The organism is Sorangium sp. So ce693 (assembly GCF_051521375.1).
GTDB lineage: Bacteria > Myxococcota_A > Polyangia > Polyangiales > Polyangiaceae > Sorangium > Sorangium atrum.
This window is the reverse complement of sequence record NZ_CP150347.1, coordinates 5881969-5900986: the sequence shown is the minus strand read 5'-3', so window position 1 is coordinate 5900986 and position 19018 is coordinate 5881969. Positions and strand designations below refer to the sequence as shown.

Annotated in this window: 14 protein-coding genes; 9 read left to right on the top strand and 5 right to left on the bottom strand. The window is 71.4% G+C overall.

Translation table 11 applies throughout. The features are described from left to right. The first annotated feature begins 10 nt into the window (after positions 1-10). The 5 genes from WMF14_RS22110 (at position 11) to WMF14_RS22090 (ending at position 6807) form a co-directional block, all read left to right on the top strand. Complete coding sequence (locus WMF14_RS22110; protein WP_272099801.1) at positions 11-358, top strand: roadblock/LC7 domain-containing protein; 348 nt, start codon at positions 11-13, stop codon at positions 356-358. After that, a complete protein-coding gene (locus WMF14_RS22105; RefSeq protein ID WP_272100043.1) occupies positions 355-822 on the top strand; it encodes a type II 3-dehydroquinate dehydratase in 468 nt (155 codons plus the stop codon). The genes WMF14_RS22110 and WMF14_RS22105 overlap by 4 nt, the downstream gene beginning before the upstream one ends. A gap of 39 nt (positions 823-861) precedes the next feature. Further along, complete coding sequence (gene accB, locus WMF14_RS22100) at positions 862-1389, top strand: acetyl-CoA carboxylase biotin carboxyl carrier protein (RefSeq protein ID WP_437803465.1); 528 nt, start codon at positions 862-864, stop codon at positions 1387-1389. 21 nt (positions 1390-1410) lie between these two features. Further along, complete coding sequence (gene accC / locus WMF14_RS22095; protein WP_437803464.1) at positions 1411-2757, top strand: acetyl-CoA carboxylase biotin carboxylase subunit; 1347 nt, start codon at positions 1411-1413, stop codon at positions 2755-2757. 210 nt (positions 2758-2967) lie between these two features. Further along, complete coding sequence (locus WMF14_RS22090; protein ID WP_437803463.1) at positions 2968-6807, top strand: FAD-dependent oxidoreductase; 3840 nt, start codon at positions 2968-2970, stop codon at positions 6805-6807. A 157-nt stretch (positions 6808-6964) separates the two neighbouring features. Here the strand turns inward: WMF14_RS22090 and yhbY are convergent, their stop codons facing one another. After that, positions 6965-7267, bottom strand: a complete 303-nt coding sequence (gene yhbY / locus WMF14_RS22085; RefSeq protein ID WP_437803462.1) for a ribosome assembly RNA-binding protein YhbY — start codon at positions 7265-7267, stop codon at positions 6965-6967. Positions 7268-7646: 379 nt separating this feature from the next. Between yhbY and WMF14_RS22080 the strand changes: the two genes are divergently transcribed. From WMF14_RS22080 to meaB, 3 genes are all read left to right on the top strand, one after another. Next, the gene (locus tag WMF14_RS22080) at positions 7647-8441 is read left to right on the top strand and encodes an arginyltransferase (RefSeq protein ID WP_437803461.1); all 795 of its coding nucleotides are present in this window, start codon (positions 7647-7649) and stop codon (positions 8439-8441) included. Positions 8442-8503: 62 nt separating this feature from the next. Then, entirely contained in the window at positions 8504-8767 is a 264-nt protein-coding gene (locus WMF14_RS22075; RefSeq protein ID WP_437803460.1) for a hypothetical protein, read from the top strand. Between the two features lie 66 nt (positions 8768-8833). After that, a complete protein-coding gene (gene meaB, locus WMF14_RS22070) occupies positions 8834-9910 on the top strand; it encodes a methylmalonyl Co-A mutase-associated GTPase MeaB (RefSeq protein WP_437803459.1) in 1077 nt (358 codons plus the stop codon). A gap of 51 nt (positions 9911-9961) precedes the next feature. Here meaB and WMF14_RS22065 read toward each other — a convergent pair whose 3' ends face one another. From WMF14_RS22065 to WMF14_RS22055, 3 genes are all read right to left on the bottom strand, one after another. Continuing rightward, the gene (locus tag WMF14_RS22065; protein WP_437803458.1) at positions 9962-10243 is read right to left on the bottom strand and encodes a hypothetical protein; all 282 of its coding nucleotides are present in this window, start codon (positions 10241-10243) and stop codon (positions 9962-9964) included. Positions 10244-10407: 164 nt separating this feature from the next. After that, positions 10408-11205 (bottom strand): endonuclease III, encoded by a 798-nt coding sequence (nth, locus tag WMF14_RS22060; RefSeq protein WP_437803457.1) that lies wholly within the window; start codon positions 11203-11205, stop codon positions 10408-10410. Positions 11206-11326: 121 nt separating this feature from the next. Then, positions 11327-12529, bottom strand: a complete 1203-nt coding sequence (locus WMF14_RS22055; RefSeq protein ID WP_437803456.1) for a Fic family protein — start codon at positions 12527-12529, stop codon at positions 11327-11329. Between WMF14_RS22055 and WMF14_RS22050 the strand changes: the two genes are divergently transcribed. Continuing rightward, positions 12510-13319 (top strand): hypothetical protein, encoded by an 810-nt coding sequence (locus WMF14_RS22050; protein ID WP_437803455.1) that lies wholly within the window; start codon positions 12510-12512, stop codon positions 13317-13319. The genes WMF14_RS22055 and WMF14_RS22050 overlap by 20 nt on opposite strands. Before the next feature lie 165 nt (positions 13320-13484). Here WMF14_RS22050 and WMF14_RS22045 read toward each other — a convergent pair whose 3' ends face one another. Beyond that, complete coding sequence (locus WMF14_RS22045; protein WP_437803454.1) at positions 13485-18782, bottom strand: protein kinase domain-containing protein; 5298 nt, start codon at positions 18780-18782, stop codon at positions 13485-13487. Between the last annotated feature and the right edge of the window lie 236 nt (positions 18783-19018).

The window sequence follows — 19018 nt, the reverse complement described above, 5'->3', positions numbered from 1 at the left end:
GTTCCAGGCCGTGCTGAAGGAAGTCGTAGAGAACACCGAGGGCGGCATCGCGACCCTTCTCATGGATTTCGAGGGGATCCCGGTCGACAGCTATTCCAAGCCGGGGGCCGCGTTCGACATCACCACCATCGGCGCGGAGTTCAGCGTCGTGTTGAAGTCGATCCAGCGCGCCGCCGAGATGCTCGACGCGGGCAACGCCGCCGAGATCGCGATCCAGGCGGAGAAGGTCACGACCCTGATCCGCGTCGTGAACAACTCGTACTTCGTGGCCTTCTCGATGACGCCCGACGCGAACATCGGCAAGGCCCGGTACCTCCTGCGCACCAAGGTGCCGGTGCTGCTGAAGGAGCTCGCCTGAGCGGCTTCAGCATCTCGGTCATCTCCGGGCCGAACCTCGATCGACTGGGCAAGCGCGAGCCAGCGATCTACGGCAAGGCCACGCTGGATGACATCCACCGCGCCGTCGAGGAGGCCGCGAAGGGCCACGGCGCCTCGGTGTCGTGCATGCAATCGAACTGCGAGGGGGAGCTCGTGACCGCGATCAGCCACGCTGGCGATCGCGGCTTCCACGGCATCCTCCTCAACGCCGGTGCCTACACGCACACCTCCATCGCGCTCTATGACGCGATCCGCGCGAGCGCGCTTCCTACCGTCGAAGTGCACATCTCCAACCCGGACGGTCGAGAGCCGTTCCGCCGTCGCTCCCGCATCGCGCCTGCGTGCATGGCGCGCGTCGCGGGCTTCGGTGCGAGCTCGTACGTCCTTGGGCTGATCGGCCTGCTCGGGCATCTGGAGAAGCTGCGATCCGACGAAAGAGGTTGAACATGCGCCGTCACTCTGGTTGAAAGGCGGCAAACATCGATGGCCGAACGTCCTTCCATGAACATCAACCTCAAGCAGTTGCGGGCGCTGGTACGCATCTTAGAGAAGCGCAACGTGAGCGACTTCGAGTTCGAGGACGAACACGTTCGCATTCGCCTCACGCGCGGAGGCGTCATCCCGCAGGGCGCGGCGCAGCACCTCGCGCCCGCCGCCTTCCAGATCCACAGCGCGCCGGTCGCCGCGCCGGCGGCGCCGCCCGCGGCGGCGCCTGCGCCGGCTGCAGCGCCGGCGGCCGCGGCCGCGCCCGCGGCGGCGAGCGACGAGGGGATCTCGTATGTGACGTCGCCGTTCGTCGGCACGTTCTACCGGTCGCCGTCGCCCGACGCGCCCCCGTTCGTCGATGTGGGCAGCGCGATCCGCGTGGGTCAGGCGCTCTGCATCATCGAGGCGATGAAGCTGATGAACGAGATCGAGGCGGACTCTCCGGGCACGATCGTCGAGATCCTCGTCGACAACGGCAAGCCGGTCGAGTTCGGGCAGCGTCTCTTCAAGGTGCGGAGCAGCTAGCGCTGCCCGGGCGAGGGTGCCGTGTTCCAGAAGATCCTGATCGCCAATCGCGGCGAGATCGCGATGCGTGTCATCCGCGCCTGCCGCCTGCTCGGCATCCGCACGGTCGCCATCCACTCCGAGGCGGACGCCGCGGCGCTGCACGTCCGGTTCGCGGACGAGGCCGTGTGCGTCGGCCCTGCCGAGGCGTCGAAGAGCTACCTCAACATCCCGCAGATCATCGCGGCCGCGGAGGTCACGGGCGCCGACGCGATCCATCCGGGCTACGGGTTCCTCTCGGAGAACGCGAAGTTCGCCGAGCTTTGCAAGAAGTGCCGCCTCACCTTCATCGGGCCGACCGCGGAGGCGATGCGGACCTGGGGCGACAAGGTGTCCGCGCGCGAGGTCGCCAAGCGCTTCGGCATCCCCATGCTCAGCGGCACGGGCGTGCTCAAGAGCGCGGCGGACGCGGCCGAGCAGGCCGAGCGCGTCGGCTATCCGGTGATCCTGAAGGCCTCCGGCGGCGGCGGCGGCAGGGGCATGCGCATCGTCCGCGAGGCCGGCGAGGTGCAGCGCTCGTTCGAGATCGCGACGCAGGAGGCCCTGAGCGGCTTCAAGAACCCGGACGTCTACCTCGAGCGCTACGTCGAGGCGCCGCGCCACATCGAGTTCCAGGTGCTCGCGGATCAGCACGGGGGCGTGTGGACGCTCGGCGAGCGCGAGTGCTCGCTCCAGCGCCGGCACCAGAAGGTGATGGAGGAGTCGCCCAGCCCGGTGATGGACAACGAGAAGCGCTCCCGGATGGGCGACATCATCAGGGGCGCGATCCTCGAGACCGGCTACACCGGCCTGGGCACGCTCGAGTTCCTGATGGATGAGCGGGGCGAGCTCTTCTTCATGGAGATGAACACCCGCGTCCAGGTCGAGCACCCGGTCACCGAGATGGTGACCGGCGTCGATCTGGTCGCGCAGCAGATCCTCGCCGCTGCTGGCGAGCGGCTCTCGCTGCCCGACACGCGGCCCTGGAGCTTCCGTGGCCACGCCATCGAGTGCCGGATCAACGCCGAGGACGCGCGCTCGTTCGTGCCGTGGCCGGGCCTCATCACCGAGTACCACTCGCCCGGCGGCGTCGGGATCCGCGTCGACTCCGGCGTGTACGGCGGTTTCCGCGTGCCGAGCTCCTACGACTCGCTGGTGGCCAAGGTGATCGCGCACGGCGCGAACCGGGCCGAGGCGATCGCCAGGCTCCGGTGCGCGCTCGACGAGTTCATCATCGGCGGCATCCGCACGAATATCCCGCTGCACCAGGCGCTGCTGCGCGATCCAGAGGTCGTCGCGGGCAACATCTCGACGCATACGATCGAGCGCGTCGTCTCGCAGGGGTTCTGACGCTCCGCGCTGCCGGCAGCCGCGTCGATGAGCGCGCAGCCGTTGCGCGTTCGTCGAGCTGACAGACGCAATCCGATTGCGATGATTGTTGCCCGAGCGACAGGTCGAAGGTGCGGCCAGGTGCTACTTTACGTCGCTCTCGAGGCCGCGTGGGCAGGCCATCGTCGGGTGAGCGAACCCTCCTTGAAATAGAAAGCATTTGCCGCGGGTATGGAAGCGAACGCTGGAGTGCAGGCTGACTTCTCTTCGTGGGTGCAGGCGACCTCGGATGCCTCCGAGCTCGAGCTCGGGCTCCCTGGTTTCGGCTACGCCGACCTCTTCGACCCCGCGAGGCTCGCCGAGCTGACGGAGCGCTTCGAGGAGTATTTCCACGCGGCGGACGAGGGCGCCTACGCGCGCTTCGACGCGTACCGGGCCTCGCTGCGCGCGGCGCAGGCGGAGGCCTCCGGCGCGGAGGGCGGCGGCGCGGGACGGCCCGCGCTCACGCCGGAGCAGGTCTCGGAGGCGCTCCTCGCGGCGGCGCCCCACGTCGGCCGCTTCGTGGCGATGCTCTTCCGGGTCGAGCGGGAGACGCAGGCGCAGATCGACGCGACCCTCGAGCGGAGCGCGCTCTGGGACTTCAAGCGCGAGTTCTCGAAGAAGCGCCTGTTCAAGCCGAACCCGGGGAAGGCGTGGCGGGGCACGCACGTCGAGGCGGCGCACGCGGCGCGGCGGTCGCTCGCGGCCGTGGGCGCGCCTGCGAGCGCGCTCGACGGCGGCTCCGCCGCGGAGGAGCTCGCGATCGCGCGCGCGACGCTCGCCCTGATCGAGGTCGACGAGATCGCCCGCAAGGCCGCGAAGGCCGGCGGCGCGAAGTGGACGGACGAGCTGCGCGAGCGGGCGGCGAAGGTGCGCGCGGCGCTGCGGGAGGACCAGGCGCTCGCCGAGAGCGTGGCGCCGGCGGTGGCGGTCGCCGGCGCGGAGCCGACGGAGGCCGAGGACGGGGCGGTCGTGGCGCTCGCGCTCGACGCCGTCGAGGCGTGGCTCGCGGCGCGCCGCGCGGACGAGCACGATCCGGCGCGGCGGTGGCCGACGCTCAAGGCGCCGCGCACGCTGGACTACCAGGAGCTCGTCCAGCTGCAGAGGAAGGGCGCGAACGGCAGCCCGGGCTCGGCCGAGCTCCTCGTAGGCCCCGAGCACGAGCGGAGGGATCGCGACGGCTTCGCGCTGACCGACCGCCGCGCGCCGCCGCGCGAGGTCGAGAGCCAGGTCGACTACTGCCTCTTCTGCCACGATCGCGACAAGGACTCGTGCTCGAAGGGCCTGCGCGACAACAAGACCGGGGCGATCAAGGCGAACCCGCTCGGCGTCGAGCTGAACGGCTGCCCGCTCGACGAGAAGATCAGCGAGATGCACACCATGCGGGGGCGGGGCGAGTCGATCGCCGGGCTCGCGCTCGTCTGCGTCGACAACCCGATGTGCCCCGGCACCGGTCACCGCATCTGCAACGACTGCATGAAGGCGTGCGTCTTCCAGAAGCAGGAGCCGGTGGACATTCCGCAGATCGAGACCGCGGTGCTCACGGACGTGCTGTCGCTCCCGTGGGGCCTCGAGATCTACGGGCTCCTCACGCGCTGGAACCCGCTCGACGCGCTGCGGCCGCACGCGCTGCCGTACAACGGCAAGAACGTGCTCGTCGTCGGCCTCGGCCCGGCCGGCTACACGCTGTCGCACCACCTCACGCGGCAGGGCTTCGCGTGCGTGGCGATCGACGGGCTGAAGATCGAGCCGCTGCCGGCCGAGCTCACGGGCGACGAGTCGCGCCCGCCGCGCCCGGTCAAGGATTTCAAGCGGCTCTACACGGAGCTCGACGAGCGCGTCCTCCTCGGCTTCGGCGGGGTGAGCGAGTACGGGATCACGGTGCGATGGGACAAGAACTTCCTCACCGTCCTGTACGTCACGCTCGCCCGGCAGCGGCTGCTCCGGATCCACGGCGGCGTGCGGTTCGGCGGGACGATCGATCTCGACGACGCCTTCCGGCTCGGGTTCCACCACGTCGCGATCGCGGCGGGCGCGGGGCGTCCGACGATCATCCCGCTCAAGAACAACCTCGCGCGCGGCATCCGCAAGGCGTCGGACTTCCTGATGGCGCTCCAGCTGGCCGGGGCCTACAAGCGCTCGGCGCTCGCGAACCTCCAGGTGCGCCTGCCGGCGGTGGTGATCGGCGGCGGCCTCACGGCGATCGACACCGCGACGGAGCTCGCCGCGTACTACGTCGTGCAGGCCGAGAAGACGGCCGATCGGCTCGACGCGCTGGTCGCGGAGCGCGGAGAGGCGGCCGTCCTCGCGATGTTCGACGAGGAGGAGCGGGAGTTCCTGGCCGAGCAGCGGCGCCACGCGGAGGAGATCCGCGACGAGCGCGCGCGCGCCGCGCGCGAGGGGCGCCCGCCGCGGTTCCAGGGCCTGATCGACGCGTGGGGAGGCGTCTCGCTGGTCTACCGGAAGCGGCTCATCGACTCGCCGGCGTACCGGCTGAACCACGAGGAGGTCGCCAAGTCGCTCGAGGAGGGGATCCGCTACGTCGAGAACCTCGCCCCGGTCGAGGCGGTGCTCGACGAGCGCGGGTGCGTCTCCTCGCTCGTCTTCGATCGGCAGGAGATCGTGGACGGCAAGTGGCGGAGCGCGGGGCAGGCGGTCTCGATCCCCGCCCGCACCGTGTGCGTCGCGGCCGGGACGAGCCCCAACGTCACGTACGAGAAGGAGCGCCCGGGCTCGTTCGTGTTCGACAAGTGGCGGCAGTTCTTCCAGCCGCACCGCGCCTACGTCGACGAGGGCGGCGCGCTCAAGGTGGAGCCGGCCAAGCCGCGGGAGGGCTTCTTCACGAGCTACAACGACGGCGAGCACGCGGTGAGCTTCTACGGCGACAACCACCCCCACTACGCGGGGAGCGTCGTGAAGGCGATGGCGAGCGCCAAGGACGCGTACCCGTCCGTCGTCGCGCTGTTCCGCCACGACATCGCCCGGCTCGGCGAGGAGCCGCAGGCCGCGCGCGACGCGCGGCGGCGCGACCTCTTCGCCCGCCTCGATCACGACCTCGGCGCGGTGGTCGAGCGGGTCCAGCGGCTCACGCCGACGATCGTCGAGGTGGTCGTGCGCGCGCCCGCGGCGGCGCGGAAGTTCGAGCCCGGGCAGTTCTACCGGCTGCAGAACTACGAGGTGCGCTCGCCCGTGATCCGCGGCACGCGGCTCGCGATGGAGGGCCTCGCGCTCACGGGCGCGTGGGTCGACAAGGAGAAGGGGCTGCTGTCGCTCATCGCGCTCGAGATGGGCGCGTCCTCGCGCCTGCTCGCCGCGCTGCGCCCGGGCGAGGAGGTCGTCGTGATGGGGCCGACCGGGACGCCCACGGACATCCCCGAGGGAGAGACGGTGCTGCTCGCCGGCGGCGGGCTCGGCAACGCCGTCCTGTTCTCGATCGCGAAGGCGCTCAAGGCGCGCGGCGCCCGCGTGATCTACTTCGCCGGCTACAGGCGGGGCGAGGATCTCTTCAAGCAGGACGAGATCGAGGTGGCGACCGACCAGGTCATCTGGTGCACGGACGGCGGCGCCGAGGTCACCCCGCGGCGCGCGACCGACCGCCACTTCCGCGGCAACATCGTCCAGGCGATGCGGGCCTACGCCGAGCGCCAGTTCGGCGGCGAGCTGGCGGCCCTCTCGGAGGTCCGGCGCATCATCGCGATCGGCTCGGACAAGATGATGAACGCCGTGCGCGAGGCGCGGCACGGCGTGCTGGCGCCGCACCTGGATCCGAAGCACGTGGGCATCGCGAGCATCAACTCGCCGATGCAGTGCATGATGAAGGAGGTCTGCGCGCAGTGCCTCCAGCGGCACGTGGACCCGGAGACGGGCAAGGAGACGCTGGTCTTCTCGTGCTTCAACCAGGACCAGCTCATCGACCACGTCGACTTCAAGAACCTCGCCGCGAGGCTCCGGGCCAACACGGTGCAGGAGAAGCTGTCGAACGCCTGGCTCGATCACCTGCTGGCCGAGCGCCCCACGCTCCGGCACGTGTGACGTCGGCTCCGGGGCCTCGGCGATCCGAGGCCTCGCCGCCGGGGCACGTGGGAAGGCGGCCTCGGCGGCGTCTCGTCGACGTCTCGTCGACGTCTCGTCGATTCGATGCGCCCGAGGCCGCGCATGGGGTGGGCGCGCGCGCGGCGGGCGCTTGCGCTCAGCTGCCCGCGGGCAGCTTGATCTTCGGCTCCTTGGGGTGGCGCCGGTACAGCAGGATCGTCCGCCCCAGCGTCTGCGCGACCGCGGCGCGGAGCTTCTCGGAGAGGGAGTCCGCGACGTCGTCCAGCTCGTCCGGGCACTCGGTGCCCAGGCGTATCTTCACGAGCTCGTGCCGCTCCAGCGCGGCGTCGACGGCCGCGACGACGCCGTCGGTGAAGCCGGCCTTGCCGAGCAGCACGACCGGGTCGAGGTGATGCCCCAGCGCGCGGAGGTGGCGGCGCTGCTTTCCTGTCAGATCCAAAGCGTTCGGCCTTTCTTGAGGCGCTCGCGCGACTCGGGCGCTCGATGGTCGATGGGACGTCCCTGTCGCGGTCGCGCGCGCGGTCATACTGGCCTCCGGGCCGAGCGAAAAGGGCGCGCCGCGCGGGCTCGGGCTCTTCGCGCAACGCCCGGATCGCCCAGGCCCGGAGCCGGAAAACCGGAGGATGCAGCCTGCGTGGGTAGCACGTGGGTTTGCATGGGTAGATGTGCGACACGGACCAGCGGGGCGCAAGCGGGCGGAGCTCTCAGCGGGCCAGGGCCGCTCTGGGTTTTGCTTGACGTGGCAGTGCAACAGGCATCCCCTTGATCTAGCGGCCGGGAGCTCGATGGTGGGATCGAGCGCTCGGATCGACACCGACATGGGCTCATCGAGCGAGCGAGATTCGGTAGCGGGGCAGGACGCCGAGCTCCCTCGGCTGGACGAGGGAGCGAACCCTATCGAGCTCACGGTCCATGACGAGGTGAGCCCCTGTCCGTACCTGCCCGAAGCCGAAGCCCGGATGCCGCTGCGCGTGCCCATCCGCCCGCTCACCCGTGCGGAGTTCGACCAGAGGCTCGTCGCGGGCAACCGTCGCCATGGCAAGCTGCTCTACCGCACCCAGTGCCCCTCGTGCCGCGCGTGCGAGCCGATCCGGATCGTCGTTCGTGACTTCGTCCCCGGCCGCACGCAGCGCCGGGTGCTCCGCCGTGGAGAGCGGGTGGTGGACGTGGAGATCGGCCCGCCCGTGACCACGCGAGAGAAGATCATCCTGTACAACCGGCACAAGCGCGGCCGGGGGTTGATGCGCGACGACGGCCCGCTCGGCGCCGCGGGGTACGAGGCGTTCCTCGTGGACAGCTGCTGCGAGACGTTCGAGATGCGCTATCGCGTCGGCGGCCGTCTCGTCGGGGTCGCCGTCGTGGATCGGGGGCAGGATTCCCTGTCCGCGGTCTACTCTTTCTATGAGCCCGAGCTGGAGCCGCTGAGCCCCGGTGTCTTCTCGATCCTGAAGCAGCTCGAGCTGTGCCGCTCCTGGGGCCTCCGCTACCTGTACCTCGGCCTGTACGTCGAGCGCTGCTCGCGGCTTGTCTACAAGGCGCAGTACCTGCCGCACGAGCGGCTCATCGATGGCCGCTGGCGGCGCTTCGAGCGGCAGCCGCGCGCGGCGCCCTGACAGGAGCACGTCGCTGAATTTTGCGAGCGCGCCGCCCGGCGTCTCGTGGCAAGGACGTACCCATGTGGAATCGCGCTCTCGCTTTCACCTCGTGCGCTGTGCTCTGGGCTCTGCTCGTCGTCGCGTGCGGCGACACGAGGCCGATCTTCGACGCCGTCGGGGGCGCCGGGGGCGCCGGCTCGTCGGCGGGCGGGGAGGGCGGAGCAGGCGCCGGATCGTCCGGCGGCGGCGGTGAGGCCGGCGGTGATGGCACGGCCGGCGGTGATGGCACGGCCGGCGGCGGCACGGCCGGCGGTGGTGGTACGGCGGGCGGCGGGGCAGGGTAGGTAGGCCGGCGCGGCGTTGGCCGCGGGCCGGTTGTGTTCCGGCATCGCCGGGCCTAAGCCGCTCGCGTGCATCCGCTCGCAGACAGGGTCCTCGCCCGCGAGACGCGCGCGACGGCGCGGGCCTGCCGGCTCGTCGACGACCGCGTCGGCGACTATGCCGCGATCCTGAAGGATCTCTTCCCCCATACCGGCCGCGCCTGGATCCTCGGCGTGACGGGGAACCCGGGGGCAGGCAAGAGCACGCTCACGGATCGGCTGATCGGCGTGTTCCGGGGGCAGGGTCGCCGCGTCGCCGTGGTGGCGGTCGATCCCACGAGCCCGTTCACCGGCGGCGCGATCCTCGGCGATCGCATCCGCATGCAGGCCCACTTCGGCGATCCCGACGTGTTCATCCGGTCGCTGGCGACCCGGGGCGCGCTCGGCGGGCTGTCGCGCTCGGTGGTGGACGTCGTGCGGGTGCTCGACGCCTGGGGCGCGGACGTCGTGCTGGTCGAGACCGTCGGCGTCGGGCAGGACGAGCTCGAGATCACCCGGATGGCGCACACCACCCTGGTCGTCGCCGCGCCGGGGATGGGCGATGAGGTGCAGGCGATCAAGGCGGGCATCCTGGAGTGCGCCGACGTCTTCGCCGTGAACAAGGCCGACCGGGACGGGGCCGACACGGCGGTGCGCGATCTGGAGCTCATGATCGCGCTCGGCGGAGAGGTGGCGGCGGCCTCCGGGCGGGCGCGCGGGCACAGCGCCGCGGCGCTCCACGCCCGCGCGCAGGGGGCGCCATCTCCTGGAGGAGAGCCAGTCGAAGGGCCGTGGGAGCCCGTGATCGCGCGGACCGTGGCCACACGTAACGAGGGCGTGGCGGCGCTCGTGGACAAGCTGGAGGGGCACCGAGCGTGGCTGTTCGGGACCGAGGCCGGCGCTGCGCGCCGTGAGGAGCGCCTGCGCGAAGCGATGCACGTGCAGCTCCGCGACGCGCTCACCGACGCCGCCGTCGCCGCGCTCGGCCCTGCGCTCGAGGCCGCGGTGCACGCCGTCGCGCGGCGCACGGTCGACCCCTACACGGCGTCGGAGCAGCTCGTCGCGGCCTTCCGCAGCGCTGGCGCCTTCGCGCCCGGCGCCGCCGTCGCGCCCGGCGGCGGGACCTGAGCCGGCTGCCACGAGGCCGGGCGGCCGGCGCCGGTCGGGCGCCCGGCGCTACTAGTCGATGCAGCGATTCAGAGCGTCGTTCTCGTACTTACAGGACGTACTCCATTTATCATCGCGGTTGCAGACCCCGGTGTCGTCCTCGCACTCCAGGAGAGCGTCGTACTCGTCGACACAGTCGCGGCGGTCGGCGTCCACGTACCTGTGATCGTAGCGATCGAGGCAGTCGCCGTACTCGCGGTCGCTGCACCCCTCGCAGTCGCACTGGTAGTCGCAGAGATCGTCCTCCAGAGGGCTGCACGCGGCGGTGACGAGGCAAGCGAGGGCGAGGATCATGTGCGGAGCCTTCATTGGCCCAAGTTTATCCCGCGCCCTCGGCTCCAGCGCGATAAACAGCTCGCTGGGCGCTGGGCGCTGGGCGACGATGCGCCGCGTTCGCCTGCTTTTACCTTCCGTCGGTGCGCTCGACACCCAGCGTGTGCGCCGAGCGCGGCTGACGTTCACGGCGCGGCGCCGCGGCGCCGCGGCGGCTTGCGCCCCACGTTCTCTGCGTGGAATGCGCTCGGGCACGCGTCGCTGATCCCGCAGCCTCCGCACGCTGGCTTCTTCGCGAAGCAGATCCGGCGGCCGTGAAAGATCAGCGTGTGGGACAGCATGTCCCAGTCGCGCCGCGGGAAGAGCGCCACGAGGTCGCGCTCGATCTGCTCTGGCTTGTCGCTGGTCGTCCACCCGAGCCGCTGCGACAGGCGCTGCACGTGTGTATCGACCACGACGCCCTCCGGCGCTCCGAAGGCGACGCCGAGCACCACGTTCGCCGTCTTGCGCCCGACGCCGGGCAGCTTCACGAGCTCGGCGAGCGTCCTCGGCACCTCGCCGCCGTGCCGCTCGACGAGGCCTCGCGCGAGCCCCACGATGTTCCTCGCCTTCTGGTTGAACATGCCCATCCCGAGCCGCCGGAGGAGCGGGCCCACCTCGGCGGCGTCGGCGCTGGCGAGCGCGCGGGCGTCGGCATACGCGCCGAACAGGTGGGGTGTCACCTTGTTGACCAGCACGTCCGTCGTCTGGGCGCTGAGCACCGTCGCGACGAGGAGCTCGAACGAGGAGCGATGATCCAGCTCGCAGTGGGCGTCCGGGTGCAGCGCGCGCAGCCGCGCGAAGGTGGCCTGCGGCGCGCTCGGCGCTGCGCGTGCCGGCGTCGGCCGAGCCGCGTCTGCGACCGCCGCCTTCTCGGGCCTCGGCGCGCGCGTCTTCGCCGCCCTGAGGGCACCCCCGGGAGCCGCCTTGCTCGGCCGCTTCACCGGCGCGGCGACGCCCTCGTCTCGATGTAGACCTGCGGGATGGACAGCGACCGACGCGGGCGGTCGGCGCGCGCCCCGCCCAGTCAGGGCGAGGCCTCGCGCGCGACCGCCCTCTGCCGTCTCAGCTGACGAAGGCGCGCTTCCGCGTCTCATGCTCATCGAGGAGCTTCTCGACGCTCGCGAGCGCGTTTTCCACCGACTCCTGCACCATCTGCAGCACCGTCGTCGCCGAGCCCTTCAGCGCCTCGTAGTAGCGCTGCCGCTCGGTCGAGTGGATGATCGACGGAGGCAGGCCCGTGCGGAGCAGCAGCATGTTCATGAACAGCCTCGCGACCTTGCCGCTGTCGTTCGGGAACGGATAGACCCGCAGCAGATCGTAGTGCGCGCGCGCGGCGATCCGGATGCCGTTCCGCGTCTTCCGCGTCTCGGGGTCGTTCAGCCAGTCGATGATCTGACGCACCTTGTAGGCGATCTTGTCCGGCGGAGCGTACTCGTGGAAGTAGAGCCGATGCTGGGGGATGTCCTTGCGGTATTTGACCGTCTTGAGATCCCCCTCCTCCGGATGGAGGATCAGGTACAGCTTCTTCATGCAGTCGAGCGTGAGCGGGGCCCGCTTGTTCTCGCCCTGCTCGCGCACGTACGCGATGGCCTCCTTGTGCCGCCGGATGTCATCGTACGTCGGCTGAAGGCTCGAGTCCGTGACGAGCGGCGCCGGGCCGGCGAGGGCCGCGCGCAGCTCGTCGAACGTGTAGACCACCCCTTCGAGCGCGCTGTCGTGGTAAATCCACGACATATCGAGGCTGTCGATGTAGCGCCGCCGGAAGTCCTCCGACTGCGCGTTCAACCGCTGCTCGATGATCGCGCTGCGCTCCTCGATGGTGGCTCGCCGAGGCGGCGGCAGCATCGGCAGCGGCAGGGTGACCACCCGCGGCGCCTCCCGGAGCGGGGCGCGACCCGGACGGCGCTCGATCGACGCCCCTGCGCTCTTCCCCTTCGCCCCGCCAGGCCGCGCGCTCTTCTTGTCGGCGACCGGCTTGTCGCTCGTGCGTGACGGCCTGTCGCTCGCCCGGCGCGGTCGCTCGACCTCGCTCGGCGCGGCCTGCTCCGCGACGTCCTTGAGCTTCAGCTTCTCCTTGAGCTTCGGCTTCTCCTTGAGCTTCGGCTGATCGTCGAGCCTCAGCTTCAGCTTCTTGCGGAGCTTCGTCGGCTCCGCCGTCGGCGCCGCGAGCGCCCGCTCGGAGCGCGCCGCGACCTTTCTCCTGACGAGCCTCGGCTTCGTGACCTTGACCCGCACGAGCCTCGGCTTGGCGGCCTTGACCCGCACGAGCCTCGGCTTCGTGGCCTTGACCTGCGCGGCCTTCGTCTTCGCGGCCTTCGCTTTCCGCGCCCGCCCGGCGACCGCCCTGGTCTTCGCGGCCCTGACCTTCGCGGCCCTCGGCTTTGCGACCCTGGCGCGGGTCACCCTGGCCTTCGTGGCCTTGGCCCTCGCCGTCTTCGCCCGCGTCGCCCTGGCCTTCGCCGCCCTCGCCTTGACCTTCGTCGCCCTGGCCTTCGCCCTGGCCTTGGTGGTCCTGAGCTTGGCGGCGGTGCGCGTCGACCTGGCCTTCGTCCTGGCCGCGGCCTTCTTCGCCTTCGACGCGCTCGCTCGCTTCGCGGCCGCGCGGGTGGCCTTCTTCGCCCTCCCGACCGCCGCTTTCTTCCTCGCGCCCGTACGGGTTGCCCGCGCCGGTGTGCGCGCCGCCTTGCGCCGCGCCGGGGCAGCCGACTTGCGGGTGGTCGCCCGTTTTGTCGTGGTTTTCCGCCGCTTTGCCGCCTTCACAGCAGCGGTGCGTCGCGCAGCAGGACGAGAGGATGCGGCCTTCCGCTTCGGCTTGCGCGCGGCGGAGCGGGCGGCAGGCTTCGCCTTCCGCGTCCGCGCTGTCGAGGTTGCTCGCCTCGAGCTTGCCGCGCTGGCCTTGGTCGCTCTCTTCCGGTCTTTTTTCGAAGTTTTTCGGGTCTTCTTTGCCGCCATGGGCGTGCTTTCACACAATCGCTCAGGCTGCCCGCTGCCACGCTGCGGCGAGCTAACATACGATCGAAAAGGCCTAATGCCGGCCAGCAGCCTAGCAATTTGAGGATTTATCCGTCAACCAGTCCGGTGCGGAAGTGGGCAGGAAGCGACATTCCCCAGCTGGATCGCCGATGATCCAGTTGACCCGGCCTGCCAGATTTCACCGGCGGCGGTCCCGGCTGGCGCAGCTCGAGGCCGGGCGCCAGCGCTCCGCGGCCTGGGACGGTCCTCAGCTGTCGATGTTGATGCCGAGCCGCTGCCGGATGGCGAAGTACTCCTCGCTGGCCGCGTAGAGCGTGAGCTCCTTGAGCCTCTCCTTGTGGGGCAGGGCGGCGCTCGCCTCGTCGGTCGCCTTGATCATCTCCTGCGCCAGCTCGAGGTCGTTGGCGAGGAGGAACCCCGCGCGGTCGGCCGTCAGGTCGACGCCGGACACCCAGCGCTTCAGGTCGATGGCGCCGGCCTGGAGCAGCTTCGTCACGGCGCTCGCGAGCTGATCGCGCGCCGGCCCGACGAGGATGGGCTCCAGGACGGCCAGGTCGTCCATCACCGGCCCCTCCAGCTCCTTCGTGATCGGGAACGTGGGCGAGATCAGCTTGATCGCCGCGAACAGCCAGGCGCGCAGGCCGGTGCCCGTCGGCACCAGGTGCCGGAGGTACATGCCCGGCCGGTAGTAGGTGAGGTGGCGGGCCGCGATGAACGCGGCGGCCTGCGTGGGCAGGTCCATCTGGAGCGCCGCGGCGCCGAGCACGATCGCCGGGACGTGCGCGTGGAGGAACGAGACGCCGCCGCCGTCGTTCGGATCCTGGAACGTGAGCGGCGGCGAGAGCCCCAGGACGCCCGCCGCGTAGTAGAGCGTCTGCGACATGGGGTAGGGGTGACGCGAGAGATCGAGCTGGTAGGCGAGCTGGTAACCGAGCTCCTCCAGCGGCCGCCCGTTCTTCCTGAGCACGGCCGGCTCGATGACGCCGAAGACCGCGGTCAGGAGCGGATCCGCGTCGGGGTGGACGAGCGCGGTCGCCCACGCGTCGTCGTCGAGCGGCTGCTGCGCCGCCGCGGCCGTGTCGGGGCGCAGGCGCCGGAAGAAGCGCTCCTCGTCCGGCTCGGCGGCGCTCAGGCAGCAGAGCACCTGGCACAGACAGAAGGCCGCGTCGGCGCGCTTCGCCTCGGTGTACATCTTCCGGAGCAGCCGGTACGCGTCCGGCTTGTACGGGTTGCGCCGCAGGATCGGGGCCTGCGCGGCCACCGCCTTGTCCAGGTACTCCGCCGGGTTGCTGGCGTAGAGGTTCACAAGGAGCTCGTTCCGCTCCTCGCTGTCGGGATCGAGCGTCTGCGCTGCCTCGTAGGCGTCGATCGCCTCGCTCGTCCAGCCGAGCTTGTCCTTGTAGAGGGCGCCCAGCCGGTCGAACGTCTCGAGCATCTTCGCCGTATCGTTCTCCTCGGTCGCCCTGTCGAGCTCGACCTTGAGCAGGCGCTCCACCTCCTCGTGGTCGCCCTTCTCGCCGCGGAGCTCGATGGCCTCCGCGAGCGCCCGGGTGAGCGACGGGTCGAGCGCCAGCACCTCGTCGTAGAACGCGGCGGCCCGGTCGAGATCGCCGAGCTGCCGCGCGCTCACGATCGCCGCCGTGTGCAGGTACTTCGCCTTCTGCCGGCTGTCGTCGATCTTGGCGGCGAGCTTGAGGACGATGTCGACGAGCTTCGACCAGTCCTTCTCCTCGCTGTAGAGCTGCATCAGCTTGGTGAGGATCTTCCGGTCGTCCGGGCGCTCGTCCAGCGCGGCAACGTAGCTCTTCGCGGCGCGCGCCCGGTCGTGGAGGTGCGCCGCGAGCAGGTCGCCGATCTCGAGCAGGAGCGCGCTCCGCTCCTCGCCGGTCACCACGTCGAGCCGCCGGTGCTTGAGGCGCACGACCTCCTCCCAGTCCCCCTTGGCCTCGAACACTTTGGAGAGCAGGGCGAGCGGGGCAGGGGACTCCGGGAGGAGATCGGCGGCGCCGTTCAGCGCGGTCACCGCGCCGTCCGGATCGCCGGCCGCGAGCCTCGCCTCGCCGAGCCCGAGGAGCGCCTCCGCCCGGTCGCGCTCCGGCAGGCCGTCGCCGAAGCGGTCCACGAGGCGGCCGTAGAGCTCCGCGGCCTCCTTGGCCCTGCCCGCGTCGAGGTTGACCCTGGCGGCCCGCGCGAGCGCGGCCGGGTCGTCCGGCGCGAGCGCGAGCAGCGCCTTCACCGTGCCGATCGCCTTGCCGCTCGAGCCGCTCTTGCCGAGCGCGTCGACGTAGCGGAGGAGCAGCTTGAGCCCCTGCTCCTTCGGCAGGACGTCGACCCGGCTCGCCAGGAGCTCGTAGTGCCGCGCCGCCTCGAGGAAGCGGCCCGCCTCGAACGCGAGATCGCCCGAGATCATGAGCCCGGGCACGCACGTCGGATCGAGGTCGACCGCCCTCGTCGCGGCCTCCGCCGCGCGCTCGTCGTCCTTGAGGCGCTCCCGGAGCAGCAGGGCCATCTCGCCGTACAGGCGGCCCTTGGCGAGGTTGCCCTCCGCGGCCTCGGCCTCGCGCGCGATGAGCTCGACGGCGCTCGTCGCGTCGCCCCGGGCGAGGTAGGCCGCGCGCAGCGCCGAGGACGCGCCCGCGTTCTGCGGCTGCGCGTCGAGGGCCATCTTGTAGCGCTCGATCGCCCCGTCCCGATCGCCCTTCTCCTCGAGCATCTTCGCCGCGCGGATCCAGAGATCGGCCCTGCTCTCCGCGGTCTTCGCCGTCGCCGCGAGCGACTCGATCGCGCTCAGCGCCGCCGCGGCGTCGCCCGTCGCGGCCCGCACGTGCGCGAGCGACTCCAGGGCCCCCGCGTGGTGGGGATCGATCGCGAGCACCCGCTCGTAGGCCTTGCGGGCGCGCTCGGGCGAGCCGACCTGCTCGAGGAGCACGCGCCCCATCGCGAGCAGCAGCTCCTCCCGGCGCCTGTCGTCGGACACGATGCCGAGCTGCCGCTCGTAGAGCGACACCACGTCCTCCCAGCGCTCGAGGGCCCGGTAGTGCCGCCCGAGCGCGGCGAGCGAGCCCTCGTGCGCGCTGTCGATCCCGAGGATCGCCTCGAGGGCCTCGGCCGCCTTCGCGTGGTCGAGGAACTCCTCGTCGTGGATGCCGGCGATCCGCTCGTAGAGGTTGATCTTCTGGCGCGGCGTCGCGCTGACGTCGATCTGGCGCGCCAGGTTCTGGAGGAGCGCCGCGTAGCTGCCGGCGCGGCTGTGGATGCGATCGAGCCCGCGCAGGGCCGTCAGGCTGGCCGGATCGAGCTCGAGCGCCGCCTCGTAGCGGCGCGTCGCCTCGCCCAGGTCCCCGAGCCGGTCCTCGTAGAGCTCGGCGAGCTTGCAGATCGTGTCGACGCGCTCCTCGCCCCGCTGCGCCTCCGCGCGCCGCTCGAGGATCTTGGCGTAGCCCGCGTGATCCTCGGCGCGCCGGTAGATCCTGAGCAGCGCCTCGCACGTCCTCGTGTGCCCCGGATCCTCGGCGAAGATCTGCTCGTACAGGTCGCGCGCGCGGCCCGCGTCGCTCAGCTTCGTCTCCAGGAGCTCGGCCGCCGCGGCGCGGAGATCGCGCGCCTCCCCCGGCGTCGCGGCGCGGTCGGCCCGCGACAGCAGCACCTGGACGAGCTCCTGCCACTGCTGGGCGCGGCGGTAGACCTGCGAGAGCCCCTCCAGCGCCTCCTCGTTCGCGGGGTCGAGCCCGAGCACGAACTGGAAGCACGGGATCCCGAGGTCCGCCCGCGCGACCTTCTCCGCATACCAGGGCCCGAGCCGGTTGAAGAGCGCGAGCTTCGCCTCGGCCGGCATCGCCTCGTCGGTGCTCGCCTGGCTCAGGATCTGGAGCGCCTCGGACCAGATCTTCATGTCGTTGCCGGCCGCGCGCTCCAGGTCGACGGCGTAGGCGTCCTGCTCCGGATCCTGCGCGAGCGCCTGGGCGAAGGCGAAGACCCCCTGGTCCTTGTCGTCGAGCTCCCGCACGTAGAGGTGCCCGATCTCGTTGAGCGCCCGGGCGCGCTCGCCGGCGGTCTCGGCGCGCTCGCTCCGCTGGAGGAGCATCTCCACGAGCTCCTCGTGCTTGCCGAGCGCCTTGCGGAGCTCCTCGAGCGCGCTGAAGGCGATGTCGTCGCCCGGGGCGAGCTCGAGCAGGCGCAGGTAGACCGCCTCCGCCTTGTCGTGCAGCCGCCCCTTCTCGTAGATCCTGGCCGCCCGGAAGTGCAGGAGCTTCTTCGCAGCGGCCGCCTGGTCATCGCCCTGGCCGGGCGCCGAGCCCGCGTCGATCTGCTCCGAGGCCATCACGAGCGCCTCGGCCACGCGCCCCGGGTCCGCTCCCCGATCGACGGCCGCCTCGACGGCGAGCGCGAGCTCCGTGTCCATCGGGCTCGCGACGAGCCGATCGATGAGGTCGTTCAGCTGCGCGCCCTCGATCGCCGCCTCCTTCTGCTGCGGCTTGCCGAGCGGCTCGATCGCGTCGAGCACCGCGCGCGTCCCCCTCGGCCGGGCGTCCTGCGCCTTCGCGAGCAGGCGGCTCGAGAGCTCGTCGACGTCCTTGCCCACCCAGCCGCGCGGCGCGACAGCGCTCGGCGGCGGCGGCGGCTCGATGAGGTGCGCGACGGCGATGTCGACAGCGGCGGCGCCCGAGAACACGGGCTTGCCCGTGAGGAGCTCGAAGAGCAGCGCGCCGAAGGCGTAGAGATCGCTCGCGGGGCCGACGCTCTCGCCGCGCAGCTGCTCGGGGCTGGCCGCCTCGACGAGCTCCGGGCTGGACCACCCGGCGCCGAGCCGGTCGCCGCCGACGTCGACGAGGACCGGGAGCGGCTCCCCGTCCTCGCCGCGAGCCACGACGACGTTCTCGAGCTTGAGCGCGCCGTGGACGAGGCGCTGCTCGTGGAGCGCGGCGAGGCCGCCGAGGATCCCTCGGAGCAGCGGCTTCGCCTCGTTGATGTGGAGCGGCCCCGAGCGCGCGAGGCGCGCCGAGAGCGGCAGCCCGTCGACGTGCGCGTACGCCACGAACGCCCGGCCGCCCACGATCCCCGCGTCGACGCCGCTCGCCAGGTTCTCGTGGTGCACCTGCGCGGCCAGGCGGACGTGGGTGAGGTACCTGCGCACCGCCCGGCTGTCCCGGGTCGCCTCGCGCCGGAGCACCTTGAGCGTCCGCGGCTCGGTCCCCCGGGTCGCCGCGTAGACAAGGCCCCGGGGGCCCTCGCCGATTTTTCTCGTGACGATGTAGTCGCCGAACGCCTCGCCGGGCCCGATCTCTTCCGGCAGGCCGAGCCCATGCGCGCCGAGGGCGCGGACGCGCGCGTCGACCTCTGCGCGTGAGGCGATGACGGCATCGATCAACGCATCGATGGCGTCGAGCTCCACGCAATGATCCGTGAGGGCGCGCGCGAAGGAGGCCTTGGAGGCGCTGCCCCCGATCTCGGCCGGGTTGAAGCCGAGGAGGTCGGACGACAGGGCCATCATTTCATCGAGCGAAAAGAGGCGCTCGAGCTCGCCTCGAACGATATCAATGGACATGGGACTCCTCGGGCCGAGCCATCGTGCCGGCGTTGCGCGCGCAGCGGACCTACCGGACGGCGGGGGACGTGGGGCATGCTAGCGAAGCTTGGGGCTCCATGCGACATCCGACGATCGCCTGTTTTGCAGGGCGCTTCCGCGGCGCGCGGCGCGACGGCGGCGCTCGACGTGGGCGCAATCGACGTGGATCGACGTGGCGCGCGGGGTCGTGCTCACCGCGCCTGCCCGCCGAGAGT

What these genes read in the sequence shown, in the direction of transcription:
- accB (WP_437803465.1), top strand. Translation starts at nt 862, where the DNA reads ATGGCCGAACGTCCTTCCATGAACATCAACCTCAAGCAGTTGCGGGCG.
- WMF14_RS22090 (WP_437803463.1), top strand. Translation starts at nt 2,968, where the DNA reads ATGGAAGCGAACGCTGGAGTGCAGGCTGACTTCTCTTCGTGGGTGCAG.
- WMF14_RS22080 (WP_437803461.1), top strand. Translation starts at nt 7,647, where the DNA reads ATGGGCTCATCGAGCGAGCGAGATTCGGTAGCGGGGCAGGACGCCGAG.
- WMF14_RS22075 (WP_437803460.1), top strand. Translation starts at nt 8,504, where the DNA reads ATGTGGAATCGCGCTCTCGCTTTCACCTCGTGCGCTGTGCTCTGGGCT.
- WMF14_RS22065 (WP_437803458.1), bottom strand. Translation starts at nt 10,243, where the DNA reads ATGATCCTCGCCCTCGCTTGCCTCGTCACCGCCGCGTGCAGCCCTCTG.
- WMF14_RS22045 (WP_437803454.1), bottom strand. Translation starts at nt 18,782, where the DNA reads ATGTCCATTGATATCGTTCGAGGCGAGCTCGAGCGCCTCTTTTCGCTC.